Consider the following 23,782-nt stretch of genomic DNA (forward strand, 5'->3'; position numbering starts at 1 on the left):
TTTACTTAACTTTTACAGTCACTCTTTTATATACACCGTTGCTGGCAAGAATATATATGCTGCAGCTTCCCTTCGCCTTTGCCCGGATCACCCCGTTTTGGCTTACCGTTGCAATTTTGCTGTTGGCAGTGTAATAGCGGTAGGGACTTGAATGGGAAAGCAGCTTCTTTTTTCGGTTTTCACCTGTAAGCTGACACTTCAGCCTGAAGGTTTTGCCCGGTTTTAGAATAACCGTAGTCCTGTTTACTTTAATCGAAACGGCGTTTGTTGTACGTGCCTGTTTCATGGCAACATGCATTTCATTGGATTTGGCAATGTAAATTTTTCTGCCTTTTACCATTTTATAAGCAGCAACAAAATACTTATATTCACGGTTCGACCTCAGATTCTTATGTGTCATAGAAAGCTTTCCATTTTTAACCGTTCCGGCCTTTTTATAATTTATGCTTCCGTCACAGTAGTGCCAGAAAACATCATAACCAGCTGCACCAGGATACTTTCTCCAGGAAACGACAATGCTGTTCTTCTGTGCCTTGCCCGTTGCAAAAAATATCGGAAGTTTCAGGCGATAAACGGCCTTTCCGCTCAGTTTGGACTGATCAGCCTGCTCAATCGTGAAGATACCTTTCCTGAAAGTAATCCTGTAATTTGGATTAGAACCGGAAGCCTGAGAAACTGTGATCGGATAGATTCCCGCCTTTTCACCGGCTTTTCGTCTTACTGTAATTCCTGATAAAGTGTCTTTTCCCACCAGACCTTTCGCCGTATAAGTAAGGACAGGATCTGCTTTACCGGCAATTTTATTCTTATTGCCAGCAGTTACCGTGATCTCTTTCGGGCTGATATCTGCTGTGGTACTTGTCTGCTGCCCGTTATCTGCCAGGATATAATCCCCTGCCGATCCGCCGCCCAGCACAGGCTTTGTAATCGTGACAGTTTTCCCTTTGGCTGCATTGCTGTCTGCAAAAGTACCTTCTGCACTTACTGTAAGGCTGTCACCTTTCACTGCTCCTGCAAACACGGCTTTGCTGTAATCCAGTTCCGCATCCGCTGTTCCGTCATATACCTTGCCTTTTGCAGTGATTCCGGAGATCACAACTTCCCGCTGCCGGATCGTATAAGCCTTCGTATCGGAAGCAGCGGTAAAATCACCATTTTCGGATACACTGACCCTGACTTCATAAGTTCCTGCGTGTATCGGGGCTTCTGTCTGCCAGGTTTCATTTACGTTGTATTCAACTTTGATATTGGCATCGCTGTTTGTTGTGTACACCAGATCTGCCGGCTGTCCGTCGTATTCCTTATCCAGCGTACCTGTGATTTTTACATTTGCTGTCTGACGGCTGACATTTACTGCGATCTGGCTGTCGGCAGGTTTGTCACCGCCTTTGTATTCTGTCACGCCCTGCAGATGATATGCAACTGTCAGTTTATAAGTGCCTGCTTCCAGAGTATCCAGATATTCTCCGCTGAATGTGATCTTATCTGCGGAAACTGTATAATCCTCTCCCTCTGTCAGAGTGGTTTCTCCGTTTCTTACAGACGCTACGGTGTTTCCATTCAATTTCACTTTCGCGTCCACGGAAGCTTTGGTTGTTCTTGTGTAGTCGATGGAAGAATCCACAACTACAGAATCTTTAAATACAACTACCCCATCAGAATTGACGATCGTCTGGTTTCCTGCATTGTCTGTAACACGGGCATAGACCACATACCTGCCGCTTTCTGTCAGGGAAAGTTTCTCCTCTGCATTCCATGGAAGCCATGTGCCGTTTGCATCATAGGATTCCTCCGCACTGACCGCCTGGTATTCTACAGAAGCAATTCCACTGGCACTATCTGCACCTGTGATGTCAACAGAAACATTATCCCTGAACCAGTAACCATAAGTAATATCCTTCAGGGAACTGTCAAATGTATTTTCCCCGATCCGGATACTGCCTGACGGCATTCCGGTGTCAATTTTGAATGTTACTGTTTTTTTATCGGTAACGGCACCTGTTGCAGTCTCTTTCAGATAATATCCTGCAGACTGTTCTCCCTGATCCGTGTAATCCCCAAGCGAATCCTTCCAGTCTGTTTTGTCCGTCGATATCTGGTATCCACTGTCCGGTACAAGTTTCACAGGACTTATGTACCAGTCATTGTTACCTTTTGTTCCGGAAACCTGCGCGGCCGCTGAAGTCTGCAGATAGCTGATGCTCCAGTTCTGGGAAACACCCGTGGCACCGGTAAGTGTATAGTTATCATTTCCAAGGTCTGTTACCGTTGCCGTATAGCTGTTGCCTGCTTTTGTCTGTGTATTGCCTTCATAGGCAATTGCAAAAGAATCGCCCTCCAGTGCATTCGCAACCGTCGCCGATACGCTCTGCTCACTTCCCGTATAAATCAGATCTGTTTTCGACCAGGTTAAGTCTGCCGGAAGTGGTGCGATCTTGAAGGAAGTTTCCGCTTCTGCCCCTGCATAGTTTCCATTCTCCGGCACAACCGCTTTCACATAGTAAGTACCTGCATTCTTTGGTACTCCTCCATTTGTGGCTGCACCATCTGCTGCGGTCGTCATATCTGTACAGCTACCATCTGTGTAGTACGTACAGGTAAAACCGGAGGCATCATAGGAATCTGTAATGTCACTTTCACCTGACTTAACTGTTATGCTTGGTGTGTTCGCCTTCTGTCCATAGCTCCAGTTATCCATGGTCACTGTCGGATCAATTTCCATTTTTTTAATCTCAAAATCAGCACTTATGGTCTGGCCGCCAAACGTGACTTTTACCGTATATTGTCCCGAATTTACCGGTGCGGCACCTTCACTTGCAGCACCGCTGTTGCTGCTGTTGGTCTTCGTGCCGTCTTTCAGATAATATACGATATCCGCTTCATTATCTGACTGATAAGCAATGCCATTTGTCACGGTTGCTCCGGTATAAGTATTGCCGGAATAGTATGCATCAGCTGCTGCCAGGGTTAAATCTAATTTACCGGGATTAAATTCACAATTTGGCTTCGCCGTACATGTTGCAATGATTTTATTAGCACTTGTTGAATAACTCCATGAATGAAGATGATCACTTACGTACAGACACTTTTCAGTTGTATCATAACTTATAGAATGAAAGCCATCAGTATAAGTAATCCTTTTGCACATCTCCGGAGACGTTCCAGGGGTTGTAATTGTACATGGGAAACTATTTACCTCAACACTTGCAGTTCCTTGGAAGTCATCTTGTATGGTAAATTTTTTTCCTGAATCCATGACAATATCGCAATCATTATTTTCAAAGGTTACATTTCCAATAGTAGCTGATACATTGGTTTGTCCTTCTAGATAAATTCCCCAATCATAATTTTGAATTTTTCCACCAACAACTTTAATTTTCGCTGCATTTATTCCTATAGTTATAGGGCCCTTCTTCGAAGATGGGGATGTAATGGTTCCGCCATACATATTGACGGTTCCTCTTTCAATACAACCATTACCAATACCTGTATTACCGCCACAGTCCAATATCGTTCCATTTTGAATATTTATTGTTCCATCATTTTCGAACCACCCATTCCTTACAATAACTCCATAGTCAAAAAAACCAGTTGCATTAAATTTAGCATTCTTAAGGTTAACAACCCCTCCGTTTTGAATTATGGGAACTCCATTGTTCGTTAAAGCCTCATAAGTACCGCCCTCAAAAGTAACTGTTGCATCTTTATTTTTATTGTTCAGAAAAACATTATTATCAACATTCACCGTATACTCATTAATAATCGTTAACTCTTTACAAGCATTTTCTATACTAATAAAACAGCCATCATCATCCCCTGGCATATTAATGTTTCCAGTAATCTCCAGAGTAACTTTCTCTGTAGTGTCAATAGTAATTACACCACCGAAGGGATCGCGAGGCCCAGTCTTAGTATATGTTCCACCCTGTACCGTATACGTTCCTCCTGAAGTGATCTTTACATTTTCCCCCGGCGAAATCGTATTCGCAGCCGCTGTTCCCACTGCCATCTCACTGCCGCTGCTAAAAAGAGCAACTCCATCCGTAAAGTCTTCTTCCACTTCCACGGCATCCTCAGTATCATCTTCGTCCTGGGATTCTGAAAGATCCTGGATCTCCACTTCTCCACTTTCCTCAATATCCTCTGTCTCAGGTTCTTCTGCAGGTTCTTCTGCAGCTTCTTCTGCAGCTTCAAAGATCACATCCTCATTGTCTTCGCCGTCTTCGAATTCCTGCATTTCCACATCAGCCGCCCAGATGAGGGATTCCGGTACCACAGATGTGATCAGCACTGTTCCGGTCAGGATCGCTGAAAGCAGTTTCCGGCTCTTTTTCACTAATTCATTTTTCTTCATTTTGTTCCTCCTTCCACATTTTATATTTTATGGAAATATTATACTTTACAGAACAAAATTATGTAATGCCCATCAGAAGCCAAAAAAGTGCCTTTTTTTTCTGAAAAAAGTATTACGGCGGTCGCAATTGACCGCCGTATGTATCTTTGTCTGTTATTTATTTACAAAAGGTTTCAGTTCTTCGCGCTTTTCCACACCCAGTGTCTGAAAAATGCGGGAGAGATAATGTTTGATCGTATTGACTGACATGGACAGGTGATCTGCGATCTCCCGGTTGGTCCAGCCTTTGCTTGCAAGCATGGCTATGGAAAATTCCATAGGTGTCAGCTTATCTGTAACAGAGCTCTGAAGCTGTGGATTATGAATATCCATCCAGCCGCGGCTGAAAGCAATGACTGCCTGTGAAAGCCGTTTGTAATTTTCCGGTTCTGTTGGTTTGATACAGGCTTCGATCTGGCCAAGCATCAGTCCGTGGTGCTCGATGAACGGTTCCAGAAATCCATCCGGTTTCGCCATGTTCCATGCTTTCATCAGGATTTCCCTGGCTTCCTCGTGTTTCTTCTGGTTATTCAGACACATAATGATCACGCAGTAGAGATATTCCATAGCAATGGGATAACAGCCATCAAGCATCAGAAAAACTGACTGACATAATCCCAGTGCCCGCTCATATTCTTCATTCAGATAAGCATTGTGTGCGAGGATATAGATTGCATAAGCACGAATACCCGCCGGCAGGTACGGCAGAAAATCCTTGAGAGGTGGAAGTCCGTCTGCCGGAAGATGCATCAGAACCGTTGCCAGATAGCCGGCAAAAACACAGGAAGCCATAACTTCTTCTGATGCAGAGTTTTCTTCTGCAAGACGAAGGCATTCCTGGATGTTTCGAAATCCCATCCTGGAAGCAGATGGATTTCCCAGCGTAAGATTGGAAAAAGAATACAAAAGTCCTGCGGACAGGCGCAGGCAGAGATCTTTGTCCTGCAGATAAAGCTCCGCAATGTTTCTGCATTCCTGCGCACGTCCTGAAAAATAATATAACTCCGCCTGTGCGATCTGCCGTTGACCCGGATCCTGAAAAGCATCCACAGTAGCCTGTGCCTGTCCGGGAGCAAAGGAACTGTTTATCAAAGGCATAAGATGAGCGGAAAAAGAATCATACATCAAAACAGCTCCCCCCTACAAACTCCCTGAGAAGAGAATTCCGCGGGATATCGTCACTTGGCACGGCGACAAAATAGTCGAAAAATTTCAAAAGGCGTTTTGCCTCGATATATTCCGGCTCATCCTTGCCGATCCCGAACAGAAGCGGCTCTGCATAAAGCTTCAGGCAGGCCAGTTCATAGACAAGTGCGGAGTTAAACATCACATCTGCCTCTTCCTGATACGGGAAGATGTTTGCTTCCTCTCCTCTTCTTACCGACGGCCATCTGGCGATCGTGTCCTTTGCACTCGTTCCGCGCGTTCTCGCATCACGCACAATCCTTCGGATCAGTCTGCCATCCGTGGTCGGGATACGGTTGTGTTTGTCGATATTCAGCTGTGTCAGCGCACTGATATAGATCTTGAATTTACTTTCTTTTGGAAGGGAATGACTCAGTTTGTCATTAAGTCCATGGATTCCCTCGATAACGAGGACATCCTCTTTCCCAAGCTTAAGGAAATCTCCCCGGTATTCCCTGTGGCCTGTCACAAAGTTAAATACCGGCAGTTCAATGCGCTCGCCACGAAGAAGAGCCAGCATATCTTCGTTGAATTTCTCCACGTCCAGTGCTTCCAGGCATTCATAATTTCTCTCACCGTATTCATCCAGCGGTGTATCCTCTCTGTTTTTGAAATAGTTGTCTACAGCGATCGGATGCGGCTTCATGCCATGTGCTGTGAGCTGGATTGACAGCCGATGCGAAAAACTGGTCTTTCCTGATGAAGACGGGCCTGCGATCATGATGAATTTTCTGCTTCCATCTGCTACGATCTGCTCTGCGATCCTGGAAATCCTGGCCTCCTGAAGCGCTTCCTGGACCAGAAGGATATTCCCTACCCCTTCTCTGGTGATCCGGTCATTCAGATCACCGACATAGGAGATATCCATCTTTTCCGCCCATTCCTGGGATTCCTTCTGTACCTTAAATATTTTTTCCTCCGGGGCAAACGGCGGAATCACGGATGGAGCCTTACGCTCCGGCAGTTCCAGGACAAAGCCCTCATCATAAAGCTTGAGGTCAAAATATTTCACATAGCCGGTATGATCTGCCATATATCCATAGAAATAATCCTCATAGTTTCCAATATTATAGATATTCACCTTGGAAACACGGCGGTACCGGAACAGCTTCTCCTTGTCATACATGTGATGATGGTGAAACAGTGCGATCGCCTCATCTGTATTGACGGAACGCTTGCAGATCTGCACTTTTGCATCTACGATCTCATGCATCTGTGTTCTGACCTGATCCAGAAAGTCCTGATCCAATCCTACAAATCCAGTCATTGTAAAATAATAGCCGGAGCCAACGGAATAATGGATCTCCACCTTCTCGACCGCGTCCTTGCCTGCCACATCGTAGATTGCTTTGAGCAGTACAAGGCAGGCGCTTCTCTTGTACGTAGAAAAGCCAATATGGTCTCTGGTAGTGACAAACTCTATCTGGCAGTCACCCTTGACCCTCTTATGAAGCTCCCGAAGTCTCCCATCCACCGTGACCAGTATGATCGGAGCCTCTGTATCTTTCTGGTATTCATTGACAATATCCCTGTAGGAAGTTCCACAGGGATATTCTTTCGTTTCGCCATTGATCGTTACTTTTGCCATATTCTCCATAAAAACCCTCCCGTTTTTATAGTTATAGTTCGATATCTACAATATCGTATACGGGCTTTTTACTTTTGCACATGTGATCGGAAGTTCCGGGAAGTTTTCGCCGAGCTTCTTTTTCATGGCATCCATAAAAATATATTCTGTGCCGTAGTGACCGGCATCGATGACCGCCAGTCCTGCTGCCACTGCATCAATTCCTGTATGATGGTCAATATCACCGGTGACATACACATCCGCACCTTTGGCAAGTACGTCTGAGATCATGCTCTTGCCGCTTCCTGTACAGATCGCAGCTCTGTGCACCGACTGCTCAAGATCTCCATAAATCTTGACATCATTCAGAGAAAGTGCAGCCTTTACAAATTCTCCACATTCTCTGAGACTCATCTGCTTCGAAAGCATGCCGACACGGCCCAATCCCTCACAGCGGTCCCTGGTCTCCTCTGTCACAGAAAGAACTTCCCGCTCCTCAAGTTTCAGATAATCTGCACTCAAATCTGCCATGCCAAGGACATCATAATTCGTATGCATGGCATAATAGCAGATATGATTCTGGATCAGGCGCATGATCCTCCTTCCGGTGAAATCATGATTGTTGATCTTTTTGATTCCACTAAAGATCATCGGATGATGCGTAATGATCATATCTGCCCCCGCCTGGATCGCTTCTTCCAGAGTTTCCTCCGTCAGATCCAGTGCAAGAAAAACATGAGAAACTTCTGCCTCATCATCACCAACCAAAAGTCCTACATTGTCCCAGTGTTCTGCTGCTTTTGCCGGATATTTATTCTCCAGCCACGCTGTCAGTTCCTTTACTTTCATATCGGTCCAGGGCAGCCAGGATTAGCTGCCGCTCCTCCTCAACTTCTTTTTTGCGGTTTACTGCGCTCTCCCCGGAAGCTTCTTTGAGCTTCTCAAGGATCTCCTCATGGATCCTGAGCTCTCTTTCCAGGAATTTCTCAAGAACCGGATGCTTTCTCTCAAGAAGGATTTTTCCAAACATTTCCTCCTGCGCGCTCCACACCTCAGGCTCCGTTTCCGTATTTCGTTTCACCTTCATGATTGGATAAAACTTACCGTCCTCAAGGATCATCTCTTCTTCTATGATATGGAATCCATTCTCCAGAAGAAAATGCCTGAAATGTGGAATATCTGACTGCGGCTGAAGGATCATTTCCTGAAAATCATCCCAGACGCTTCTGCCATCGTTAAGGATACGCTCCATCAGAGGACCGCCCATGCCGGCAATGACAAGGGTATCTCCCTCGCCATGTCCGATATCGGCAAGTCCGTCACAGCGTCTTGTCTCTATGTAAGAGCCCAGTCCGTACTGTTCAATATGCTCGTGCGCACGAGACAACGGTCCCTCCGCAACATCTGTTGCGATCGCGCTTGGAATCCTGTTCTCAAGTTTCAGGTATACCGGCAGATATCCATGATCACATCCCACATCTACCAGCCGGTTTCCTTGTGTCACCAGATCGGCGATCGCGCCAAGTCTCCTGGAAATCTGTACAGATGCGCCCATCAGTCCAGATAATCCTTCAGTTTGCGGCTGCGGCTCGGATGACGCAGTTTACGCAGTGCTTTGGCTTCGATCTGACGGATACGCTCTCTTGTAACGTTGAATTCCTTACCAACTTCCTCAAGGGTACGTGCACGTCCATCGTCCAGTCCGAAACGCAGTCTCAGGACTTTCTGTTCTCTCTCGGTAAGAGTTCCGAGAACTTCGATCAGCTGTTCCTTGAGAAGAGTAAATGCTGCTGCATCTGCCGGTACCGGCACGTTGTCATCCTGGATGAAATCTCCAAGGTGGCTGTCCTCCTCCTCACCGATCGGAGTTTCCAGAGATACCGGTTCCTGAGAGATCTTGAGGATCTCACGCACTCTGTCAACATTCATATCCATCTCTTCTGCGATTTCTTCCGGGGTAGGTTCACGGCCTAACTCCTGGAGTAACTGACGGGAAACGCGGATCAGCTTGTTGATAGTTTCTACCATATGCACAGGAATACGGATCGTTCTCGCCTGATCAGCGATCGCTCTTGTGATCGCCTGACGGATCCACCATGTTGCATAGGTACTGAATTTATATCCCTTGCGGTAATCGAATTTCTCAACGGCTTTGATAAGACCTAAGTTTCCTTCCTGGATCAGATCCAGGAACAACATTCCACGTCCTACATAACGCTTTGCAATGCTGACTACAAGACGAAGGTTGGCTTCTGCCAGACGTTTCTTGGCATCCTCATCGCCCTGCTCCATACGCTTTGCAAGCTCGATCTCCTCATCTGCTGTAAGAAGGCTGACTTTACCGATTTCCTTGAGGTACATACGGACAGGGTCTTCAATGCTGACACCTTCCGGTACAGAAAGATCGATCTTGTCCAGTTCGATCTCTTCCTCATCATCCAGCTTGTCCAGCTCTGCATCATCGTCCAGCATCAGGCTGTCATCATTGCCTGAAATACGGAGCACATCGACTCCGCTGGCTTCCAGGAAATCGTATACCTTTTCCATCTGTTCAACTTCAAGAGGCTGGTCTTTGAAGAAATCACTGATCTCCTGGTATTCCAGTACGTTCTTTTTCTTTTTTGCAAGCTCCAGAAGCTCAACCAGTTTTTCGCTGAATTTGCCCATATTCATTTCCATAGGTGCTTATTCCCTCCATATAGTGTTTATATTTTATCCTTATTCAAAAGAAATATGCAGATCCCGGCGTTTTCGGCCGAGTTCCTCTAATTCTTTTTTTGCTTTGATGATTTCCTGAAGTCCCGCCATATCCGTGGGATTCCAGTTGCGGTTTCTTTCTGCAAGACTCTCTGTCTTGATCCGAAGAAGCGTATCGGCAAAAGCCTGATCCTGCTCCTTGGGAGTCTCCAGATGGATCGTCGCATTAAACAGCGATGCAACTTCTCTCTGCTCTTCACTGTCTGTGAAACTGTTCAGGAGTCTGGCCGGATTTACCTCGCCTTCTTCCCTCTGAGAAAAAAGCATCTGCGCCACTTCCCTGTACAGAGGGACCACAAAATCCTCCGGTGTCAGATACTGTGCCACTTTGTCAAAGATCTTAGGGTAGGTAACGATCCAGGTCAGCATCAATTTCTGCGCCTGATCGGAAGCACTGTCCTTCTTTTTCTTAGGTGCACCTTCCTGACTTTTCTTTGGCTGGATGCGGCGTTCTGCCGGTGTACCCTTAAGCGCCAGTGTATTGACTCTCTTACGGAGATCCTCCACGCTGATACCGTACTGACCGCGGTACTTCTTAACGATCGCCTCGATATAGAGGTTCCGCTCCAGTTCATCCTTCAGTTCCAGAAGCATCTCTGCACAGCGTTCAAAGAAACGGTTCTGCCCCTGCGGCTCCTCCATCGGGAACTCGCTCTCTGCAATGCTGACCCGGAACATAAAGCTGTCCGATGCCTGCTCAAGCCGTTCCTCAAAAGCTTCCGCTCCAAGGTTCTTGATAAATTCATCCGGATCCTTATATGGCCGCAGATTCACAACTCTGGAATTGACGCCAGCTTCCCGCAGGATCGGGATCGCACGGAGCGCCGCACGGACACCTGCCTCATCACTGTCGTAGAGAAGCAGGACTTCCTGCGTATAACGCTTCAGAAGGCTGGCGTGGCCGGAAGTCAGTGCCGTTCCAAGCGAAGCCACCGCATTGGTAAAACCTGCCTGATGCATGGAGATCACATCCATATATCCTTCACAGAGGATCAGATATTTCCTCCTCGTCGTCCTCGCGACATTAAGTCCGTACAGGTTACGGCTCTTATCAAAGATCTTAGTCTCCGGGGAGTTCAGATACTTCGGTTTGCCGTCACCCATCACACGTCCGCCAAAACCAATCACACGGTTATTAACGTCCATGATCGGAAAGATCACACGATTCCAGAACTTATCATACATACCATGACGCTCGTCCACATTAAAAAGCCCGGATTCCCGAAGCCGGTCATCACCGTAGCCCTTGGACTTAAGGAACTGATACAGTCCTCCGCCGAATTTGTCCGAATACCCAAGCCCGAACTTACGCATCGTCTCCTCACTGAGCCCGCGCCCTGTAAGGTACTGATACCCCTGCGCGCCCTTCTCTGTACGGAGCTGATAGTAGAAATACTGCGCGGCCTGCTTGTTGATCTCCAGAAGTTCTGCACGCTCCTGTGCCTTCTCTCTCACTTCTCTGGAATATTCGATCTTGGGAAGTTCCACTCCCGCGCGGTCAGCGAGATGCTTCAGCGCCTCGCCAAACGTATAATTCTCATATTCCATGATAAAATTAAAAACATTCCCACCGGCTCCGCAGCCAAAGCAATAATACATCTGCTTCCCCGGTGTTACGGAAAATGAAGGTGTCTTCTCATTGTGGAAAGGACATAACCCAAAATAGGAACTGCCCTTCCTGGTTAATTTCACATATTGGGATACCACATCTACAATATCATTCTTCTGACGTACTTCTTCAATGATATCGTCCGAATAACGCATTGCCCATCCTCCTCTGCTGCTTAATAGCCTTCCCAGGACTTTGGTATGTATATCTGCCGGAACTTCTCCATGGAATACTGGTCTGTCATACCAGAAAGGTAATCACAGACCGCCTGGGATCCGGACTCTCCTCGCTTCATGAGTTCCTGATATTCCCTGGACATCTGTTCCGGGTTCTCGATATAATATTCATATAGTTTCTTAAGCATTCTGACTGCTTTGTGTTCTTCTCTCTTTGCCTCCGGATGCGTATATACATTCTGGAACATAATCGTCCGAAGATCCATCAGTGCCGTGAAGATTCTCTCCGACATACAGATATGGTCTCTCTCAAGGCTGTTCTCTATGATATCATGCACAAAAGTATTCAGTCTCTCCCTCGTTGTATACCCCAGAAGTATCCGAAGCGTCACAGGGATATCATCTTCTGTCAGGATACCTGCTCTCTGTGCATCATCCATATCATGATGGATATAAGCTATTTTGTCGGAAAAGCGGACAACCTGTCCTTCCAGTGTCGCAGGACTGCCGCTGAGCCGATGGTTCAGAATGCCATCCCTCACTTCCCATGTAAGGTTCAGTCCCTCACCGTTCTTCTCCAGGATCTGCACGACACGAATACTCTGACGGTAATGAGTAAAACCACCCGGATGGATCTCATCAAGCGCATGCTCCCCCGCATGCCCAAATGGTGTATGTCCAAGATCATGTCCGAGCGCGATCGCCTCCACCAGATCTTCATTCAGGCGAAGTGCCTTGGCTATCGTGCGTGCGATCTGCGATACCTCAAGTGTATGCGTGAGCCGGTTCCTGTAATGGTCCCCGTGCGGTGCAAGAAACACCTGTGTCTTATCTTTCAGTCTGCGAAATGCCTTGCTGTGGAGAATCCGGTCACGGTCTCTCTGATAAACGGTCCTGACATCGCATTCCTCCTCGGTGCGTTCCCTGCCTCTGGAATGAGCGCTGCACGCCGCATATGGACTCAAAAGTTCCAGTTCCTGCTGTTCCATCTTCTCCCGTATATTCATAGGCACTACCTCCACAGGTGCAAAAACACTATGGTTCACAGTAACGACAAAATACCCTATATTAATTATATTCTACATAATGTTTCAAATTCCTCTTTTTTTCAAAAAAAATTTCTTTTTTTGTATCGGCAGAACATTATGGAGTTATCTGCTATGGCATAAAAAAAACTCCTGATTTAACAGGAGTTCTCTCTCATGCGGAAGATGGGACTTGAACCCACACAAGCGCAATGCTTACAAGATCCTTAGTCTTGCTCGTCTGCCAGTTCCGACACTTCCGCATACCGCATTTCTTGGAAACAATTGCTTCCTCGCGATAGATATTAATATAACAAAAGGTAATGTAAAAGTCAATACCTTTCATGCGGAAGATGGGACTTGAACCCACACGAGCGCAATGCTCACAAGATCCTTAGTCTTGCTCGTCTGCCAGTTCCGACACTTCCGCATATCGCATTTCCCTGGGAATTTTTTATTCTCTTCCCTCGCGACAGATGATAGTATAGCAAATCTTTTTTAGATAGTCAATACTCTTTTTTATTTTTTGCAAAATTATTTGTTTCTGATTTTCCAGCCCTTACCGTTTGCAGATATTCATCTGTTTTTCCGGCATTGCTTCTTTTGCCCCGGCTTTCTGTTTCAGTATGCAAAAATCCCTGTACCTTCTCAGATACAGGGACTCATTCATGCGGAAGATGGGACTTGAACCCACACGAGCGCAATGCTCACAAGATCCTTAGTCTTGCTCGTCTGCCAGTTCCGACACTTCCGCATATCGCATTTCCCTGGGAATTCTTTATTCTCTTCCCTCGCGACAATCAACAGTATAACGAAGTAATCTCCATATGTCAACACTTTTTTCATTTTTTATCAGTCTATTTTTCCAATTACGCAGGCACTTCCGACAGTGCCACCACACCACATCTGGTAAAAACCGGCAGTGTAACAAAAGAATACACGATCGAACCTGCTTCTATCTACACAAGCAGCACTACCTGTACACTTACACCAGACACCTGCATATACGATGGCAGACCACAGGAACCCAAAGTAACCATTGTTAATAACGGCAAAACCCTGGTTGAGGGCAGGGACTTTACTGTAGAATATGCGTACAATGCTTCTCCTGGAAGAGCACGTGCGGGCATCACAGGTATTGGAAATTATTCCGGATATTTTACCACCACCTTTTATATCAGCCGTGGAGATATCAGCAGTTGCGACATCACTCTTTCTGATGAGTCGCAGATTTATGACGGCGCAGCAAAAAAACCTGATGTCACTGTAAAATGTAACGGCAGTACCTTAACGCAGGATCAGGATTATACCTTGTATTATCGTAATAATACCAATGCAGGCACAGCTTCCGTTACTATCTATGGAAGCGGCAGCTTTTCCGGTTCTATAACAAAAACCTTCCAGATTACTGCCAATGATTTCAGCAAATGCAATGTTCAGCTTTCCAGCTCGGTATTCACCTATGATGGTTCCGAAAAAAAGCCGAAAATCACCGTAACAACCTCTGCCGGTAAGAAATTGTCCCCTGACACAGATTATACACTTGCCTACAGCGATAACACAGACGCAGGCACGGCTTCTGTCACCGTCACAGGTACCAGATGCTATGCTGGCAGAAAAACAGTCAACTTTCAGATTGCCCGTGCAAAGGCTACACTTACAGTAAAAGCTGCTTCTCTTACCCTGAATCAGAGCAGTAAAAAAACAGATATCATCAAGAACAAAAAAACCGATGGAAAAATCACCTGCAAAGAATCAGGCAAGCATATCCTGGAAACCGGTAAAATCCATTACTGCCTACCAGATCCAGTACAGTACTTCAAGCAACTTTAAGGGTGCTAAAACGATCACCGCAAAAGGCAGCTCCAAATCTGCCATTCTGAAAAAGCTGACCCGTGGCAAGAAATATTACATTCGAATCCGCACATACAAAACCGTCAGCAAAAAGAATTATTATTCTGTTTGGAGCAGAACTTCCTCTGTCAAAATCAAATAATTTTATGAAATAGTTCCAAAAACGCCGCACCACAGGGCAGTTTATTTATCTTCTGCCTCTGTGATGCGGCGTTTTTTATAAATCTGAATAATAATCAAAAAAATCCCTGCACCTTCTCAGATACAGGGATCTATCCATGCGGAAGATGGGACTTGAACCCACACAAGCGCAATGCTTACAAGATCCTTAGTCTTGCTCGTCTGCCAGTTCCGACACTTCCGCATATCGCATTTCTTTGGGAATTCTTTATTCTCTTCCCTCGCGACATGTAGTAGGATACCAGAAACAACTGACAAAGTCAAGGCTTTTTTTGAAATTTTTCCGTTTTTTTGTGAATTTAATTCAATTCTGCAATTCTGCTGACAGCGACATAAATCTCCTGAATCTTATACCAGGTCGGATAGTCTGTAATTCCCGTCTCAGGAAGTCCAAAGACATCCTGAAATTTACGAACAGAATTCTTTGTCTGCTCGCCATAAATCCCATCTACTCCAACCTTCGGTATCGCCGGATATGCATCGCTAATCACATTCAGCTGTTCCTGAATCTGGCGGACTTTATTTCCTGTTGCCCCGATATTAAGATCATATCCCGGCCAGGAAGAAGGAATCCCCGATACTGCTTCTGCAACATTTACATAAATATCATTTCCATAAAAATACCGAAGAATTTCTATTGGAGAGTACCCCTGATCTCCCAGCGATTTACTGCCCCATTGTGTCATCCATCCGCGGTTTCTGCACTGTACCTGCCGTCCGTCACAGTACTGGGTCAGAATCGGCTGTCTCACATCCGGTCTCGACAGATAATTTTCAAAAAGCTCATCTACGATTCTGGAAATACTGTCAAAAATATTTCTTCCATGAATCCATTTGTGATCATAGGCAGTGGACGATGTAATTGTAAAATCTTTTCCTTTGTTCCGGTACCATTCCGTATAGACTCTGTTCAATGTAAATGACATGATTGCCAGAACATTTGCCCGGATCGTATCATCCGGCCAGGTAGCGTAAATTTCACTGCTCGCCACATTTTTAATATAATCTTTGTAACGAACATAATAATCCTGTGCTGTATTATCATTTACAGGTCCGTCATGAACGACAATATATTCCGGCACAACAACCCGGCTCAGAACAATCTCGCCACTTTCATTTACAGGCTTGATCTCTGCCTCCTCAATCTTTGGCGGATACTCGCCCCACAGAGTATGCGGACCGATCACGATTCGTTCAAAAGAAGCGCCTGCCTGGAAATTCACACTGACTGTCTGCTGGGCAAGAACTCCCGGGAGTACCTGCGTACCCGCTACTTCAGAGTTCTCAAAACCCTCCGCCTCGACCTGAACCGTATATTCCGCATATGGTTGCTGCTCTGACGGTTCCATGCTGTATTCCAGCGGAGGCGTTTTTACATCCAGAACCGGTATCTGTCCGGAGGAATCAGTCCGTACTTCCTCGATCGTCTGTCCGCTCTCTCCGGTATAGGATATTTTTACCCGGGCATTTTCAACCGGACGCGTTCCATCTGCCGTCATTACTGTGACTTTCAATTGACCCTGGTCAACATTTTCCTGCTGCGCCCGAATTTTTTCATAGAATTCCATAAATCTCTCCCGAAAAAACCTCTCAGGATAGTTTATGTCAGGATTCTTCGGAACAGCACAAAAAAATCAGGAGACTACCATATAGAGTCTCCTGCAGAACGAATCATTCCCTCGTCCTCATGTACAACAATATCTTTGCCTTCGGAACCATTTCCTGCATCCACAAAATACAGAATGTCTCCGCAGGCTCTTTCTTTGCCGTTATCTGTCAGCATATTCAGTACTCTGCCCTTAAATACAAGCGTTGCTGAGCCACCACCGTCCAGATTGTACGCATAGTCACATCCCAGATCCAGAAAAACCTGCTGCAGCTCCTGATAAGTCATTCCCTGAGAGCCACCATAGCCTTTACCATCCACAACCACCAGATAATAGTCACCGGGACTTACCATTCCCACCGCCGCTCTCTGGTATCTGGAAGTCTGATGGAACTGCCCGGAAATCTCACTGGCCTCGCCGTTCTCTACAAGCGTCGGACCAAAACAGTAAGTATCCTGCACACCGCGGTTCAGAAGATCCTTTGTCGTCATTCCCGCAGCTGCAGTAAACATTCCACCATCCTCTGTCACACAGAAAATATTTCCGTTTGAATACACATCATTATAGATCCGACCGCCTTTGATCATAGTCTTGCCAGGGGCGGGTTCTCCCGAACCATAGGAAAATGCACTGCCATTGATACCAATGATTCCATCATGAGAGGCAAGCTCCTCGGATGTTGTTTTGCGCGGATTTCCATAGGTTCCGCCACACAATGCAGATTTCAACTGTTCTGTGCTGAACGTCTGCACATGAGCCACCCAGTATTTGGTATATCCTGTATCCTTTTGTTCCACGTTTACTTTCAGAGTTTCTGTTTCATAATTCAGGTCATCATTCGTAAAATTCGTACTTTCCTGTTGTTCTGCCGCCAGGATCTCACTTCCCGGATCACAGAGACTGCTGCTCATAAATATTCCCGCCAGCACGAGCGATGCCAAAATTTTGTTTTTCATAATTCTTAATTCACTTCATATCTCTTAACTGTCAAATCCATTTTATCCCAAAACATCAGAAAATCTTCAGGATATCATTATACATAACTACAACCATCAATGCCATCAGAAGCATCAGACCTGCGAAATGCACCATTCCTTCCACTTCCCGGTTGATCGGTTTCCGGCGGATCGCCTCTACGATCAGAAATACCAGTCTTCCACCATCCAGTGCCGGAAGAGGCAGAAGGTTCATTACACCAAGGTTTGCCGACAAAAGGACCGCCATGTTGAGCATATTCATCCAGAGCATCAGCGCGCCCTCGCTCTTGCTTTCCTCATAAGTGGTTCCGATCGCATCCACAACCCCCACCGGGCCGCTCAGATCCTTAAAGCCGAGGCCGCCTGTAACAAGCTGTTTCAGACTCAGAAGTGTAGTACGGATCATATATTTCACTTCCAGGGTACCATATTTCAGCACTTCAAGCCCGTTCGCCTTCTGATATCCCAGATTATAGGAAAATCCAAGTACCGGTGTGCGGTATTCCTGCGGCGTGATCGTTGCCGTATAATCCAGTCCGTCACGCACATAAGTAATCTCCACCGGCTCATCTGAAAGCGGGTGCTCCTGAAGGTAAGCATCATATGCTTCTCCATCCGCAACCTCTGTTCCGTTGATCGCCGTGATCGTATCTCCCGGCTGAAGCCCCGCCGCTTCAAGAGGCATTCCCTCGATCAGAGATTCTACTGTCATCGAAGATGCATCCGAACGGTTAAATCCAAGAAGATATCTCACCGAAACATCCGGTGTATACTGGATTTCCTTCGTTTCGCCATCGCGGCGTACTTTAAGTGTAACTGTATCTCCCTCATTGAGTGAGTTCAGATAACTGTACACATACAGATCCTTCGCCAGATCCACATGGTATCCCATGTATTCCGTGATCACATCGCCTGCCTCAAGTCCTGCCTCTGACGCGGCAGAATCCTGCTGTACTTCCACGATCTCTGCCGGATCATAACCGACAAAACCGACAATGATCACCGACAGGATAAGTGCCAGAATAAAGTTAAAGACCGGGCCTGCCGCCACGACAGAGATCCTGCCCCATACCGGAGCCGCATTAAAAGATCCCGGAAGTTCTTCCTCTGCCGTATCCTCGCCAACCATGGCACAGGAACCGCCAAGAGGAAGTAATTTCACAGAGTAACGTGTCTCTCCTTTTTGGACACTGAATAATCTCGGTCCCATTCCAAGAGAAAACTCCGTCACACTGATCCCGTTCAATTTCGCCAGGAGAAAATGTCCCAGCTCATGTATCAAAATGATTGCACTGAAAATGATGATCGCAATCAGAATCTTCAATTTACCACCTGCTTTCAATCCACTGATAAGTCTCGTTTTCTACTGCCAAAATATCCTCAAGCTGTGGATGCTCGATCTTTATATGTCTTTCCATAGCCTGCCCGATAATATCATAAATATCCAGGAACCGGATCTCACGGTGCAGGAATTTCTTTACTGCCAGTTCATTCGCCGCGTTAAATACGGTCGGCATGGAACCGCCCTCTCTGGATGCCTGGATTGCCATCGGAAGTCCCAGGAAGGTCTCCATATCCGGTTCCTCAAATGTGATCTGTCCAAGTTTCGCAAAATCAAGCCGGTCTCCCGCAAGATATCTTCTATGAGGATAATAAAGCGCATACTGGATCGGAAGGCGCATATCCGGTGTTCCAAGCTGGGCGATGATTCCTCCATCCTTGAACTCTACCATGGAATGGATCACACTCTGCGGCTGTACAACAACCTGGATATGATCCAGATCCATACCAAAAAGCCACTTCGCCTCCATGACCTCAAGCCCTTTATTGACAAGAGTTGCGGAATCTACAGTGATCTTCTGTCCCATTACCCAGTTCGGGTGTTTCAGGGTATCCTCCAGGGTCACATGCTCCAGATCAGCTCTCTTTCTTCCACGGAAAGGTCCGCCGGACGCTGTGATCAGAAGTTTATGTACTTCTTCCTTATGTTCTCCGTTCAGAGACTGGAAGATCGCGCTGTGTTCACTGTCCACTGGCAGGATCTTCACACCATATTCCTCTGCCATCGGCATGATCAGATGTCCTGCAGTTACCAGAGTTTCCTTGTTTGCCAGCGCAATATCCTTACCTGCACGGATCGCCTCGATCGTAGGACGGATCCCAAGCATTCCCACGATCGCGGTAACAAGGATTTCCGTCTCCGGCATTGCTGCCAGTTCCAAAAGTCCGTCCATACCGGACACTACCTTCGTATCTGTATCCTGGATCTTCTGTGCCAGATCTCTGGCTGCATTTTCATCCCAGACTGCCACGAGCTGCGGAGAAAATTCCCTGACCTGCTCTTCCAGCTTCGCAATATTCCGTCCTGCGCTGATACCAAGGACTTCAATATCGCCGTTTGCGCGCACAACATCCAGTGTCTGTGTTCCGATAGAACCTGTTGAACCTAATATCGCAATTTTCTTCATAAAAACAGAGTTCCTCCATTCATCTGAATTTTATAAACCAAGGATCATCTTCGCAAGATAAAAGATGATCGGTGAAGTAAAGATCACACTGTCAAAACGGTCAAGGATGCCTCCATGTCCCGGGATCAGCTTGCCGTAATCCTTGATGCCGCGATTTCTCTTGATCGCAGATGCAGCAAGATCTCCTACCATAGAGATCAGTGCACCGACTGCACAGATCACTGCATATTCCACTATCGGTCCATGAGTCACAGCCGCATAGATCGCGCCAAGTGCTGCTGCTCCCACAACACCGCCGACAGCTCCCTCGACGGATTTCTTAGGGCTCAATACAGGTGCCATCTTGTGTTTACCGATCAGCATTCCCACGCAATAGGCACAGGTATCACATCCCCAGGAGCAGAGGAAGATCAGCCATACAAGGAATTTACCTCCCTCAAGATTTCTCGTAAGGAAAATAAAGGAAAGCATGACTGCCACATAAACGATTCCAAAAAATGCTGACATCACCTGATCCGCTTCATATTTCGGATATGTAAACACATATACAAACATCAGAAGCACCAGTCCCAGAAGGACTGCCATCATTCCGTATCTCTCAAATCCAAGGAGCAGAGAAGCATAATACAGGATCGTCCCCAGATATCCTGCGAGTTCCAGAAGTCCTACGCCATCCTTATGAACACCCATTGCCTTATAAAGTTCCTGGATTCCAAGAAGAGAAACACAGAGCAAAGTTACAAAAAGTACATATCCTCCACTGATGATCGTCAGAAGTGCTGCAATCACCAGAAAGATACCACTGATCAATCGTGTCTTAAACATCTTTATTTACTCCTCCTTGACCCCGCCATATCTGCGGTCTCTCTCATTATATTTCTCAATTGCCTTAATTAATTCTTCCTTATGGAAATCTGGCCACGGAACATCTGTGAAATAAAATTCTGTATAAGCCAGCTGCCACATAAGAAAGTTGGAAAGTCTTAATTCTCCACTTGTGCGGATCATAAGATCCGGATCCGGAACTCCGGCAGTATCCAGATAATTCTCAAAGCATGACTCATCGATCGCATCCGGAACCAGTTTGCCGTCTGCCACATCCTGAGCCAGTTTACGCACACCTCGCACGATTTCGTCACGGCTTCCATAATTCAGTGCAATCTGGAAATAAAGCTCATCGTAATCCTTGGAAAACTCCTCAAGCTGGCGGATCTTCTCCTGAATATCCGGTGCAAACGCGGATGGATCACCGATGACCTTGACACGCATATGGTTTTTCTCTGCGCTTTTCATGCATTTTTTGAGATAGCTTCGGAACAGCTTCATCAAGCCCTCTACTTCTTCTCTGGATCGTTTCCAGTTCTCTGTCGAAAAAGCATAGACCGTCAGGTATTTTACGCCAAGATCCTTGATATCATCACAGATCGTCTCCAGATTCGCACATCCCTTGATATGTCCGTATCCTCTCGGCATCCCCTTTGCCTTCGCCCATCTGCCGTTTCCGTCAAGAATGATAGCTATATGATTTGGTACTCTCATATGTTTCTCCTCTTATTTCTTTTTATGCAACAGAAAGAGAGCCTGTTTCCGGCTCTCCCTCTCCTCATTCCCCACCTGACCGGGATTATACAGTCAGGATTTCTTTTGCTTTGGTATCTACTGCTTCATCGATCTTTTTGACAAATTTATCTGTCAGTTTCTGTACAGCATCCTCAAGATCTTTGATCTCATCCTCGGAAACGTCCTGCTTGCCAAGTTTCTTGAATGCATCGTTTGCATCACGGCGGACATTGCGGACAGCAACTTTGGCAGCCTCACCTTTCTTCTTGACATCCTTTACCAGCTCTTTACGACGCTCCTCTGTGAGCTCCGGAAGTACCAGACGGATCAGTTTACCATCGTTGTTCGGGTTCAGTCCCAGATCAGATGTAAGGATTGCTTTCTCGATTCCTTTGATCAGGCTTGCTTCCCATGGCTGGATCTGGATCATACGTGCCTCCGGCACTGTGATGTTTGCCACCTGCTGAAGCGGTGTCGGGCTTCCATAATAATCTACGGTGATCTTGTCAAGAATATGCGGGTTTGCACGTCCTGCACGGATCGTTGTCAGTTCCTCCTCGAAGCCTTTCAGTGTCTTGGTCATTTTCTGCTCATATTTCTGAACTCTTTCATCCATTTGTCAAATCTCCCTCTTGTAATTTTATTTTATACAGTTACCTTGGTTCCGTTGAATTTACCATGAACTGTATTGATGATGCTGTTCTCTTCCTCAAGGCCAAAAACAAGCATTGGCATTTTTTGCTCCAGGCACATGATAGATGCTGTAAGGTCCATAGCTGCCAGTTTCTTGTCAACGACTTCCTGAATGCTGATCTCATCGTATTTCACAGCGTTCGGGTTAACCTTCGGATCGCTGTCATAGATTCCATCTACGGCTTTGGCAAGAAGGATCGCCTCTGCCTCGATCTCAACAGCGCGAAGTACGGTTGCTGTATCTGTAGAGAAATACGGATGGCCTGTACCGCCTGCGAAGAACAGAACCTTGCCCTGTGCAAAGCCTTCCTCTACTGCATCTTTGGAATAGAGGCTTGTAAATGCGCCGCATGCGAACGGTGTAAAAATCTCTGTGCGAAGTCCCAGATATCTGCAGATATCAGATACATAGATGCAGTTCATGACTGTAGCCAGCATACCGATCTGATCTGCCTTATTGCGGTCGATGGTCTCACTGGTACGTCCTCTCCAGAAGTTTCCTCCTCCGATCACAATACCTACCTGAGTTCCCTCTTCTACAATTGTGCGGATCTGCTTTGCAACAGCGATGACTGTAGCCTCATCAAATCCTTTCTTCTCTGCTCCTGCCAGAGCCTCTCCACTTAATTTCAGTAAAATCCTCTTCATAGTTATTTATCCTTTCCTCCGATGCATCTGCATCAGTATTCTTACCATACGCCTGTAACAACTTCGTTTCCATCGGCATCTACAGTTGTTGAAACCGTGAAGTTTCCGTAATAATAATAACCGCTTGTGCCATTATCCGGGTCTTCGTCATATTCTGATGAATTGGAATCGCCAATCGCTGAAACCAGATCATCCAATGATCTGCCAATATATCCCTCTGCTGTCCGAATCGTAGAATCTGTCGGACTTGTATTATCTCCGTCGTCACCGTTATTACTGTTATTGTTGTTATCATCCGGATCTGGTGCCTGTGTCGGATCGGCTGTGTTATCAGAATCATCCGGTGCCTGCGTCGGATCGGCTGAATCAGATGGATCCGGAGTCGGTGTCACATCTTCTTCGCTGTCGGTGTCAAGACCAAGTCTCTTCTTCACTTCATTCAGAGTAGATACTTCTTTACTTCCAGTTGTTGTAAAATACGTTGCATAAGGAATCGAATCTTCTCCCTCTCCGTCCATTCGAAGAGTAATCTGCTTCATAGATGCCAGTGGCAGTTTTCTGAAGAAACATTCGTTTGCATCTTCATCTGTGTAGGCGATACGAATATCGTATGTGCTTCCTGAAGAAGATGGCTTCTCATAATAATAAACTGCATTCTCTCCATTCTTAAGAGTGAACATACCATTTACAAGATCATCACCCCATTCGTCAGCAGTGTCCTCATCTGCATCATCAGATGGTGTCTCTCTGATATAGATAGATGCAATCTCTGAACCGGTGCGGTTTACAATAGCAACCTTGGAAGCTGTTGCTGTCTTTTCACCGATTACATTTTTCTCCGTTGTCTCTTCCATATTTACAAGTTCTATCGTAACCGTAGGCGTCGCCTGAGGAGTTTCAGTAGGCGTTACCTGGACTGGTGTCTGTTCCTTTGTATTCTTCTTGCCACAGCCTGATGCAGCTATTGCCAGCACAGCAAGCCCTGCAATGGCCAAATAACGTTTTTTAAGCATATCTATTCCCTCCTGTTTCCTATTACGTAATAGTCCTATGATGTCATTATTATTTAACTTAATTATACAG

19 protein-coding genes and 4 tRNA genes are annotated in these 23,782 nt (G+C 46.2%); 2 read left to right on the top strand and 21 right to left on the bottom strand.

Annotation, left to right across the window (positions count from 1 at the left end):
* Window position 1 precedes the first annotated feature (1 nt).
* From WMO75_RS07030 to WMO75_RS07080, 11 genes are all read right to left on the bottom strand, one after another.
* Window positions 2-4,354: an MBG domain-containing protein gene (locus WMO75_RS07030; RefSeq protein WP_349077848.1), complete on the bottom strand. Its 4,353-nt coding sequence runs from the start codon at window positions 4,352-4,354 to the stop codon at window positions 2-4.
* 153 nt (window positions 4,355-4,507) lie between these two features.
* A complete protein-coding gene (locus WMO75_RS07035) occupies window positions 4,508-5,518 on the bottom strand; it encodes a response regulator transcription factor (RefSeq protein ID WP_227221725.1) in 1,011 nt (336 codons plus the stop codon).
* A complete protein-coding gene (locus WMO75_RS07040) occupies window positions 5,511-7,166 on the bottom strand; it encodes a uridine kinase family protein (RefSeq protein WP_435378000.1) in 1,656 nt (551 codons plus the stop codon). Before WMO75_RS07040 ends, WMO75_RS07035 begins: the two co-directional genes overlap by 8 nt.
* 45 nt (window positions 7,167-7,211) lie before the next feature.
* Entirely contained in the window at window positions 7,212-7,994 is a 783-nt protein-coding gene (locus WMO75_RS07045; protein ID WP_118698415.1) for a Nif3-like dinuclear metal center hexameric protein, read from the bottom strand.
* Window positions 7,957-8,700, bottom strand: a complete 744-nt coding sequence (locus tag WMO75_RS07050; protein ID WP_118251411.1) for a tRNA (adenine(22)-N(1))-methyltransferase — start codon at window positions 8,698-8,700, stop codon at window positions 7,957-7,959. The genes WMO75_RS07045 and WMO75_RS07050 overlap by 38 nt, the downstream gene beginning before the upstream one ends.
* Window positions 8,700-9,824, bottom strand: coding sequence for an RNA polymerase sigma factor RpoD (gene rpoD / locus WMO75_RS07055; RefSeq protein WP_022215535.1), 1,125 nt, complete (start codon window positions 9,822-9,824; stop codon window positions 8,700-8,702). Before rpoD ends, WMO75_RS07050 begins: the two co-directional genes overlap by 1 nt.
* 39 nt (window positions 9,825-9,863) lie before the next feature.
* Window positions 9,864-11,666: a DNA primase gene (dnaG, locus tag WMO75_RS07060; protein ID WP_118698416.1), complete on the bottom strand. Its 1,803-nt coding sequence runs from the start codon at window positions 11,664-11,666 to the stop codon at window positions 9,864-9,866.
* Between the two features lie 20 nt (window positions 11,667-11,686).
* Window positions 11,687-12,694 carry a deoxyguanosinetriphosphate triphosphohydrolase gene (locus tag WMO75_RS07065; protein ID WP_118698417.1) on the bottom strand — a complete coding sequence of 336 codons (1,008 nt, stop codon included), beginning with the start codon at window positions 12,692-12,694 and terminating at the stop codon, window positions 11,687-11,689.
* 196 nt (window positions 12,695-12,890) lie between these two features.
* Window positions 12,891-12,975, bottom strand: a tRNA-Leu gene (locus WMO75_RS07070).
* 82 nt (window positions 12,976-13,057) lie between these two features.
* A tRNA-Leu gene (locus tag WMO75_RS07075) sits at window positions 13,058-13,142 on the bottom strand.
* Between the two features lie 239 nt (window positions 13,143-13,381).
* A tRNA-Leu gene (locus tag WMO75_RS07080) sits at window positions 13,382-13,466 on the bottom strand.
* A gap of 557 nt (window positions 13,467-14,023) precedes the next feature.
* On the opposite strand from WMO75_RS07080, the gene WMO75_RS07085 reads away from it, so the two are divergent.
* On the top strand, window positions 14,024-14,545 hold the full coding sequence (locus WMO75_RS07085) for a hypothetical protein (RefSeq protein WP_118698418.1): 522 nt from the start codon (window positions 14,024-14,026) through the stop codon (window positions 14,543-14,545).
* Window positions 14,445-14,708, top strand: coding sequence for a fibronectin type III domain-containing protein (locus WMO75_RS19955; protein WP_118698419.1), 264 nt, complete (start codon window positions 14,445-14,447; stop codon window positions 14,706-14,708). The genes WMO75_RS07085 and WMO75_RS19955 overlap by 101 nt, the downstream gene beginning before the upstream one ends.
* A gap of 137 nt (window positions 14,709-14,845) precedes the next feature.
* On the opposite strand, the gene WMO75_RS07090 is transcribed toward WMO75_RS19955, so the two are convergent.
* The 10 genes from WMO75_RS07090 to WMO75_RS07135 form a co-directional block, all read right to left on the bottom strand.
* A tRNA-Leu gene (locus WMO75_RS07090) sits at window positions 14,846-14,930 on the bottom strand.
* Between the two features lie 115 nt (window positions 14,931-15,045).
* Window positions 15,046-16,314, bottom strand: a complete 1,269-nt coding sequence (locus tag WMO75_RS07095; RefSeq protein WP_227221727.1) for a peptidoglycan-binding protein — start codon at window positions 16,312-16,314, stop codon at window positions 15,046-15,048.
* 74 nt (window positions 16,315-16,388) lie between these two features.
* On the bottom strand, window positions 16,389-17,309 hold the full coding sequence (locus WMO75_RS07100) for a phosphodiester glycosidase family protein (RefSeq protein ID WP_227221728.1): 921 nt from the start codon (window positions 17,307-17,309) through the stop codon (window positions 16,389-16,391).
* 55 nt (window positions 17,310-17,364) lie between these two features.
* A complete protein-coding gene (rseP, locus tag WMO75_RS07105; protein WP_349077850.1) occupies window positions 17,365-18,654 on the bottom strand; it encodes an RIP metalloprotease RseP in 1,290 nt (429 codons plus the stop codon).
* 1 nt (window position 18,655) lies between these two features.
* Entirely contained in the window at window positions 18,656-19,798 is a 1,143-nt protein-coding gene (gene dxr / locus WMO75_RS07110; RefSeq protein ID WP_118251405.1) for a 1-deoxy-D-xylulose-5-phosphate reductoisomerase, read from the bottom strand.
* Window positions 19,799-19,828: 30 nt separating this feature from the next.
* Window positions 19,829-20,623: a phosphatidate cytidylyltransferase gene (locus tag WMO75_RS07115; protein ID WP_022215543.1), complete on the bottom strand. Its 795-nt coding sequence runs from the start codon at window positions 20,621-20,623 to the stop codon at window positions 19,829-19,831.
* A 6-nt stretch (window positions 20,624-20,629) separates the two neighbouring features.
* Window positions 20,630-21,337 (bottom strand): undecaprenyl pyrophosphate synthase, encoded by a 708-nt coding sequence (gene uppS, locus WMO75_RS07120; protein ID WP_022215544.1) that lies wholly within the window; start codon window positions 21,335-21,337, stop codon window positions 20,630-20,632.
* 85 nt (window positions 21,338-21,422) lie between these two features.
* Complete coding sequence (gene frr / locus WMO75_RS07125; RefSeq protein ID WP_022215545.1) at window positions 21,423-21,974, bottom strand: ribosome recycling factor; 552 nt, start codon at window positions 21,972-21,974, stop codon at window positions 21,423-21,425.
* Window positions 21,975-22,003: 29 nt separating this feature from the next.
* Window positions 22,004-22,699 (bottom strand): UMP kinase, encoded by a 696-nt coding sequence (gene pyrH, locus WMO75_RS07130; RefSeq protein ID WP_173905033.1) that lies wholly within the window; start codon window positions 22,697-22,699, stop codon window positions 22,004-22,006.
* Between the two features lie 41 nt (window positions 22,700-22,740).
* Complete coding sequence (locus WMO75_RS07135; protein WP_298089418.1) at window positions 22,741-23,712, bottom strand: hypothetical protein; 972 nt, start codon at window positions 23,710-23,712, stop codon at window positions 22,741-22,743.
* Window positions 23,713-23,782: the final 70 nt, after the last annotated feature.

The sequence above is a fragment of the Blautia intestinihominis genome (assembly GCF_040096655.1).
In the GTDB taxonomy this organism is placed as follows: Bacteria; Bacillota; Clostridia; order Lachnospirales; family Lachnospiraceae; genus Blautia_A; species Blautia_A intestinihominis.